General features: G+C 69.4%; 8 protein-coding genes. 5 read left to right on the plus strand and 3 right to left on the minus strand.

Going from position 1 to position 6,787, the window contains the following annotated elements:
• From B3T77_RS02165 to B3T77_RS02175, 3 genes are all read left to right on the plus strand, one after another.
• Window positions 1-2,178 (plus strand): intermembrane phospholipid transport protein YdbH family protein (locus B3T77_RS02165; protein WP_292076721.1); only part of this gene is annotated, 2,178 nt, incomplete at its 5' end.
• A 77-nt stretch (window positions 2,179-2,255) separates the two neighbouring features.
• A complete protein-coding gene (locus tag B3T77_RS02170) occupies window positions 2,256-2,444 on the plus strand; it encodes a YnbE family lipoprotein (protein WP_055754620.1) in 189 nt (62 codons plus the stop codon).
• A 33-nt stretch (window positions 2,445-2,477) separates the two neighbouring features.
• On the plus strand, window positions 2,478-2,837 hold the full coding sequence (locus tag B3T77_RS02175) for a DUF1318 domain-containing protein (RefSeq protein ID WP_055754619.1): 360 nt from the start codon (window positions 2,478-2,480) through the stop codon (window positions 2,835-2,837).
• A 72-nt stretch (window positions 2,838-2,909) separates the two neighbouring features.
• Here the strand turns inward: B3T77_RS02175 and B3T77_RS02180 are convergent, their stop codons facing one another.
• On the minus strand, window positions 2,910-4,040 hold the full coding sequence (locus tag B3T77_RS02180) for a DNA cytosine methyltransferase (RefSeq protein WP_292076726.1): 1,131 nt from the start codon (window positions 4,038-4,040) through the stop codon (window positions 2,910-2,912).
• A gap of 79 nt (window positions 4,041-4,119) precedes the next feature.
• Between B3T77_RS02180 and B3T77_RS02185 the strand changes: the two genes are divergently transcribed.
• Window positions 4,120-4,581: a COG3650 family protein gene (locus tag B3T77_RS02185; RefSeq protein WP_292076728.1), complete on the plus strand. Its 462-nt coding sequence runs from the start codon at window positions 4,120-4,122 to the stop codon at window positions 4,579-4,581.
• Window positions 4,582-4,653: 72 nt separating this feature from the next.
• Here the strand turns inward: B3T77_RS02185 and B3T77_RS02190 are convergent, their stop codons facing one another.
• Window positions 4,654-5,418 carry a LytTR family DNA-binding domain-containing protein gene (locus B3T77_RS02190; protein ID WP_292076731.1) on the minus strand — a complete coding sequence of 255 codons (765 nt, stop codon included), beginning with the start codon at window positions 5,416-5,418 and terminating at the stop codon, window positions 4,654-4,656.
• Window positions 5,419-5,563: 145 nt separating this feature from the next.
• On the opposite strand from B3T77_RS02190, the gene B3T77_RS02195 reads away from it, so the two are divergent.
• Window positions 5,564-6,094 carry a DUF2306 domain-containing protein gene (locus tag B3T77_RS02195; protein ID WP_292076734.1) on the plus strand — a complete coding sequence of 177 codons (531 nt, stop codon included), beginning with the start codon at window positions 5,564-5,566 and terminating at the stop codon, window positions 6,092-6,094.
• 11 nt (window positions 6,095-6,105) lie between these two features.
• On the opposite strand, the gene B3T77_RS02200 is transcribed toward B3T77_RS02195, so the two are convergent.
• Window positions 6,106-6,787, minus strand: a 682-nt coding sequence (locus B3T77_RS02200) for a TetR/AcrR family transcriptional regulator (protein ID WP_292076736.1), incomplete at its 5' end; no start/stop codon positions are given.

Below are 6,787 nucleotides of genomic sequence, written 5' to 3' on the forward strand. Positions count from 1 at the left end.
GACGCCGTGCGCTGGCGCATGCAGGGGCCGCTGGCCCTGACCGCCGGTTCGGGACGGACGGGTCAGACGACGATCGGCGGATTGTCGTTGACGTCGCGCGACCTGGCCGTGGGCGGCAAGGATGCGGCCTTCGAGGCGACAGGCCCATTGAGCGCGACCTTCGACCGTTTCGGTTTCGGCGACCTGGCGCTGAAGCGCGGCCGCGCCGATGTGGACCTGGACGTGGTCAGCGACGGCGGGGTTCAGATCGCGGCGAACGGATCGCTGCGCGCCGCCGACGGCGCCTGGCCCCTGTTTGGCGCGGTCGGCCCGGACGACATCGCCGAGCTGGCTGAGATGAAGCGCGCGCTGGGACGCTTCGCCCTGAACGCGCCCGCCATCCGCTTCGCCACGGGCGCGGCCGGCACGACCGTATCCCTGTCGCGTCCTGTCACCCTGACGCCCGCAAACGGCGGCGTCCTGACGGTGGCTCAAGGTCAGGGCGGCGCCTACCAGGCCGAGCCGGGGCGGCTGGGCGGCGGGGCGCTGACCCTGACCGCCACGCGCGGCAAGGGCCTGCCGGAAATGTCCGTCGCGATCCCGAACTGGCGCCTGACCGAGGGCGGGTTCGAAGCCATGCTGGACGGTCGCGCCCGACTGGATTTCGACCTGGCGCGCGGCATCGACGCCCGGACGCGGGGCGTCCTGGCGATGAACGCCGGCCGGCTGACCTATGCGACATCGGACTGCGTCGACCTGACCGTCGAGCGGCTGGAGCTGGACGAGAACGACGTCCATCAGGTCGCCGGCAAGCTGTGTCCCCAGGGCGGTCCGCTGTTGACGTCCAAGGACGGCGTCTGGCGCGTCGCGGGCGGTTTCGCCCAAGTCTCGGCCCAGGCGCCCTTCCTCGGCATGCGGTTCGCCGACGCTTCGGGCCGTGTCACCGTCGATGGGACCAGGGCGGGCATCGGCCTGACCGCCGACGTGGCCGCCGCCCGCGTCATCGACGCCCTGATGCCGGAAAGGTTCGAACCGCTTTCGGCCACAGGATCTGCGACGCTAGCCAACGAACGCTGGAGCGGCGCCTTCGATCTGAAGGGCACGGGCGCGGCGGCCGCCTATGGTCTCGGCCGCCTGACCCTGGCGCACGATGGGCGCATTGGCGCAGGCGGCATCGTCATCACCGCCCCGAACGTGGCCTTTTCCGAGCCGGGGCTTCAGCCGGAGATGCTCAGCCCCTTGGCCGCCAACTTCCTGCAGTCGCCGGTCGAAGGCGCCGTCAGCTTCGACGGACGTTTCGACTGGACCAAGGACGCCGAACCGACCTCCAGCGGCCATCTGGTCACGCCGGCCCTGGATTTCGTCAGTCCGGTCGGGGCGGTGAAGGGCCTGCGCGGCGACATCGTCTTCAGCAGCCTGACGCCTCTGATCACCGCACCCAACCAGAAGCTGACGGCCGACAGCCTCGCCGTCGGCACGGCGGTCACGGCGCTGGATGTGACCTTCTCGATCAATGAAGCCGGGGTGCTGATCGACGGCGCCCAGGTCGTCGCCGGAGGCGGGACCGTCTCGGTCGAGCCCTTCACCGTCCCGCTGGACGCCACCCAGCCCTACAGCGGCGTGATCGTGCTGGACCGAGTGCAGCTGGGCGATATCGTCGCCGACACCGGCTTTGACGACAAGGTTCAGCTGGACGCCGTCGTCTCGGGCCGCCTGCCCTTCATCATGGACCCCAAGCGCGGGCTCAAGATCACCGCCGGCAAGCTGGAGGCGGTCCAGCCGGGCCGCCTGTCGATCAAGCGGGACGTCCTGACCGATGTCGCCGCCAGCGGCGGGGGCGGCGAGGTGTCGGAAAACGTCGTCGAGGACCTGGCCTATCAGGCGATGGAGAACCTGTCCTTCGATCAGCTCAGCGCCGATGTGAACAGCCTGGACGGCGGCCGGCTGGCGGTCCTGTTCCACATCCGCGGCCGCCACGATCCGCCCAAACGTCAGGAGCTTCGGCTGACGATCGGCGAACTGATCAGCCGCCAGTTCCTGAATCGCAAACTGCCGTTGCCGTCGAACACCCAGATCGATCTGACGCTGGACACGACCCTGAACGCCAACCAGCTGATCTCGGATCTGCTGGCCGTCAATCGCGCTCGCCAGGGTCAGCAGGATGCGACGCCCGCGCCCGTCCCGGCGTCTGCCGATTGAACTTCACCATTCAGCGCGCGTTCATTGGACGGCGTGCTATTAGAGACATCACCCTCGGCCGAACCGGAGCCCACGTCATGATCCACAAGCGCCAACTGGCCGGCCTCGGTTTTGGAGCCGTCGTCGTCGCCCTCGCGGCCTGCGCCCCGACCATCCGTCTTGAGGTCGCGCCGATCCAGATCTACGCCAAGCTGGACGCCGACGTACGCGTTCGGCTGGACCAGGAGCTGCAGCAGCTGTTGCAGCAGAACCCCAACCTCTTCTGATTTCCCGCTTCTCTCTGAAAGGGACAGGCTGACATGACCTTCCGCAAACTCTTCGTCATCGGCGCCGCCGTTGCGGCTCTGGGCGTCGCGGGCGCCGCCATCGCCCAGACCAGCGCCCAGAAGGCGCAGATAGACCAGGCCAAGGCCGCCGGCACCGTGGGTGAGCAGGCCGACGGTTATCTAGGCTTCCGCACCCCGACCTCGGACGCCAGCCTGCGCGCCGCCGTGGACGCCACCAACTCCGGCCGCCGCGCCGCCTATGCCCGCAGCGCCGCCGACGCCGGCACCTCGGCCGATGTCGCCGGCGCCCGGATGTTCGAGGCCCAGCTGCTGCCCCGCATCTCCTCGGGCCAATGGTATCGCAACGCCCAGGGCCAGTGGGTCCAGCGCTAAGGACCGTAAGTTTCCCCCCCCTCGGGCGATGCCCGGGGGGGGTGTTTTGATCTTGGCGATCCCTCGACGGCGTCAGGCGGCGGCGCGTCGATCCATCAGCGCCGGCAGCAGCAGCCCTTCGGCCAGCGCCCTGACCACCGGAACGGCGACCGCATCGCCCATCAGCTTCAGCGCCGCGCTTTCGCTCGACGGCAGGCGATAGTCGTCCGACACGCCCATCAGCCGCGCGGCCTCGCGCCCGGTCAGCCGCCGAACCCGCGCCCGGCCCCGATCGCACACCACCACATATTGTCGTGACGAGCCGCCAGCCGGCGTACGAAGGCATCCGGCCAGGCCATCGAACCGGATTTCCAGACGCTGGACCTTGCGGCCGTTCTCGGTCCGCACCCGGCGATAGGCGGCGCCGACACAGCGCTGGCCCGACGCCAGGGCCGACGCGATCCGGGCGCGGTGCAGCGGCGCGGCCAGGGCCAGGATGGCGTCCGCATCATCCAGCCAAGTGACGGCGTCGTCCGGCTCCAGAATGGCCGCCAGGTCCAGATTGCGCTGCGACGGCGAAGGCAGCGACCACCAGGCCCAGGCCGCCTTGACCGCCTCGGGCAGGCGCGCGTGGGCGGCGACCAGACGCGCTGAATGGAAGGGCTGGGTCGGACCGGCCACGCGCGGGGCCTCGCCCTGGATGGCCACAACGAACAAACGCGGGCGCGACTGGGGCAGCCAGTGGGCGGCGTCCATCTCCAGCGCGCCGACCGTATAGCCCGCCTCGACCATCGCCGTGCATACGGCCGCGAAATCCCGCCCCACTTCGTTCCTTGGCCCGGAAGTCAGCAGGCCGATGACGTTCTCCAGCACGATCAGGCGCGGGCTGCGCCCCTCGACCGCCAGCCCCTGCATCAGCCGCCAGAAGCCCCAGAAGGCCCCCGATCGCCCGGCCTCCAGCCCGCCGCGCGCGCCCGCCAGGCTGACGTCCTGACAGGGCGACGAGGCCCAGGCCATGTCGGGCCGTCCCGGCAGATCGTCGACGGTCAGGGTCCAAACATCGCCCTGACGAAACGGCGTGTGCGGATGATTGGTTTTGAAGGCGCGCGCCTTGGCCCCGTCCATGTCGTTGGCGAAGACGGTGTCGATGCCGGCGGCGGACAGTCCCAACCCCGCCAGGCCGCCCCCGGCGAAGAACTCGAATGCGGTGGGGCGAATCGACATGGGACCAGCATAACCCAGCCGCGCCCCTTGACCGAGGGCGGCGGGGACCTCACCTGCGCCCGAACCAAAAGGAGCCGTCATGCGCCTCATTCCGCTCGCCGCCGCCCCATTCGCTATCGCCCTTGCCGGCCTCTCGCTCGGCGCCTGTTACGACCGCGAGGATTCCAAACCCAAGCCCGCGCCGCAGCCCCAGGCCGCCGTCACCCTGGGCGGGGTCGATCTGGGCCAGCCGGTGCGGGCGCTGGGGACCGAACCCTTCTGGGGCGTGGAGATCACGCCGGACGCCCTGATCTACACCCGCGTCGATCAGCCGACCCAGCGCGCGCCGAACCATGGCGCGACGGTCCAGGGCACGGTCGCGACCTTCGCCAGCTCGACCAATCTGAACAAGGCGCTGAACGTCGTGCTGATCGCCACCGAATGTTCGGACGGCATGAGCGACCGCACCTATCCGCTGACGGCCAAGGTCGAGATCGGCGATGACGAGCTGACCGGCTGCGCCGCGCCTGCGTCGATGCTGACCACCCAGCCCGCGCCCTAGCGCGTGATCGTGTCGGATCGGGGCGCAACGCGGCCCCGATCCGAAGCGTGAATCATGCGCTTAAAGAGAGCGTCACCACCATTCGGCGTCGCGCGGCATCCGGGCGTAACGGCGGCTGACCGGCGCCGACAGGCCGCCGTCCAGCGTCAGGGTCGCGCGGCCGTCGCCGCGTTCGACGGCGCGCACCGCCTCGCGCGCCACCCACCAGCTGCGGTGCGTCTGGGCGCCCTCCAGCCCCTCCAGCTCTTCCACCGCGTCCGACAGCCGCATCAGGATCAGGTCCGATCCCCGGTCGGTGTAGATGCGCAGATAGTGGTCCTCGGCCTGCACCGCCCGGATCGTCGCACCTTTCAGCTTCATGGGCAGACGATCCAGAAATCGCACAGGGCGGGCCGCTGTCTCAGGCGGCGCCGCATGGGTCTGGACCGGCACGGCCCGCCCCAGAAAGACGTTCAGCGTCGTCACCGCCGCCGTGATGACCACGACGGGCACGATGAGCTCAGGCAGCACCGCCAGCGGATAGAGTCTCTGGGCGAAGAACAGGCCCGTCGCCGCCCAGACCAGCACGCACAGCGGCCCGGTTATCACGACCACCATGACCGCGATGGTTAGCCACGGCCGCTCGTCCGAATCCAGGAACCGGCTGACCAGCACCCCGCACAGATGCCCCCACAGTCCGCCCAACACCATGACCAGCACCCAATAGGTCAGTCGCTCAATGAAGGTCGCGCCCGCCGTGCCGAACGCCCCGGTCGTCGCCAGAAACACGCCGCCCAGAACGGCGACAATCAGGCCTCTGACGAAGGTGCGGCGGCGGTCTGCGGCGAGGGTTGTCATGGCGCCTTGAGACCATGATTTCCGGCACGTTGAAAGGCGGGCGCGAAAGACAGGTGGGCGTTGGCGCAGCACAGACGGTCGTTGGCGAAAGCCCCGATGCGGCGGGCGGGACGCTGCGGCACGACCGGGCAAACGGAGATGTCCGATGCCTCGCCTTTCCCGCCTCGCCCGGTCCGCCCTGGCCCTCGCTCTGCTGATCGTTCCGCTCGTCGCCTATCTGGCGATCGACGACGGGCGGCTGGCGCGAATGGGATTTGCGCTTCACGCCCCGCGCTGGGGCCTGCTGCTGGCGTCGCCGACGGCGATGCAGATCCATGTGGCGGCGGCCGTGACGGCCTTGGCGATCGGCGTCGTCCTGCTGATCGGAGTTAAGGGAAACCGGCTGCACCGAACCTTGGGCTGGGCCTGGGTCGTGGCGATGGGGACGACGGCGATCAGCTCTTTCTTCGTCCACCAGCTCAATCCGACCGGACCCGGCGGCCTGTCCCTGATCCATCTGCTCAGTGGTTGGACCGTGGTCGCGCTGCCTATGGCGGTGTACGCCGCCCGCCGTCACCGGGTGGCTGTTCACCGGCGCGCCATGACGGGCATGTTCGTCGGCGGACTGATCGTCGCCGGCGCCTTCACCTTCCTGCCTGGTCGTCTGATGTGGGCGATCTTCTTCGGCCCTAACTGATCAGGCCTAGATTAGGTTTGGCGGGACGACATCCCGACCACGGCCCTGAACCCAGCCGCCGCGAACCGGACCATATAGTCGCCGGCCGTCTCCAGATCGCCGGATCGCGCCCGCCCGTTCGACAGCCGGTCCAGGCGCCCGGTCTCGCCCAGGGTCAGGGTCAGGGCACCCGACAGATTGTGATAGCCCCAGTAAAGATCGACCTCGCTGGCGCCCGGCAGCACCTTGGCGATCAGTTCGATCAGCCGGTGGATGGCCGGGTCGAAATAGCGCGCCATCGTCTCGCCGCCGAAACTGGGGTTGGCGTTGGTCTGGGCCACCAGGGCGGAATAATGTTTCCAGCCCGGCCCGCCCTTCAGCGACCATTCGAACGGCGGCCGCAGGAAGGCCTCCAGCAAGCCTTCCAGCGTCATGTCGTCACCCGCCGTCTCGGCATAGCGATCGATGGCGGCGACGCGGTCGTCGTTCCAGACCTCGGCCCGGCGCAGGAAGACGGCGTCGAACAGCTCGCGCTTGGCGCCGAAATAGTAGTGGACCAGGGCCGTATCCACGCCCGCCTCGCGCGCCACCTCGCGGATGGTGACGCCGTAGAAGCCGTGTTTGGAGAACAGATCCTCGGCTGCATCCAGGATCAGATCGCGCGTCTCGCCCGCCGCCTTGGCCTCGGCCTTAGGCGGGCGGCCGCGCCGCGCC

Source organism: Brevundimonas sp. UBA7838 (assembly GCF_002500885.1).
Lineage (GTDB): Bacteria > Pseudomonadota > Alphaproteobacteria > Caulobacterales > Caulobacteraceae > Brevundimonas > Brevundimonas vesicularis_C.

Excerpts from the sequence above, each read along its gene's own strand:
- B3T77_RS02170 (WP_055754620.1), top strand. The coding sequence starts at position 2,256 with ATGATCCACAAGCGCCAACTGGCCGGCCTCGGTTTTGGAGCCGTCGTC.
- B3T77_RS02175 (WP_055754619.1), top strand. The coding sequence starts at position 2,478 with ATGACCTTCCGCAAACTCTTCGTCATCGGCGCCGCCGTTGCGGCTCTG.
- B3T77_RS02180 (WP_292076726.1), bottom strand. The coding sequence starts at position 4,040 with ATGTCGATTCGCCCCACCGCATTCGAGTTCTTCGCCGGGGGCGGCCTG.
- B3T77_RS02185 (WP_292076728.1), top strand. The coding sequence starts at position 4,120 with ATGCGCCTCATTCCGCTCGCCGCCGCCCCATTCGCTATCGCCCTTGCC.
- B3T77_RS02190 (WP_292076731.1), bottom strand. The coding sequence starts at position 5,418 with ATGACAACCCTCGCCGCAGACCGCCGCCGCACCTTCGTCAGAGGCCTG.
- B3T77_RS02195 (WP_292076734.1), top strand. The coding sequence starts at position 5,564 with ATGCCTCGCCTTTCCCGCCTCGCCCGGTCCGCCCTGGCCCTCGCTCTG.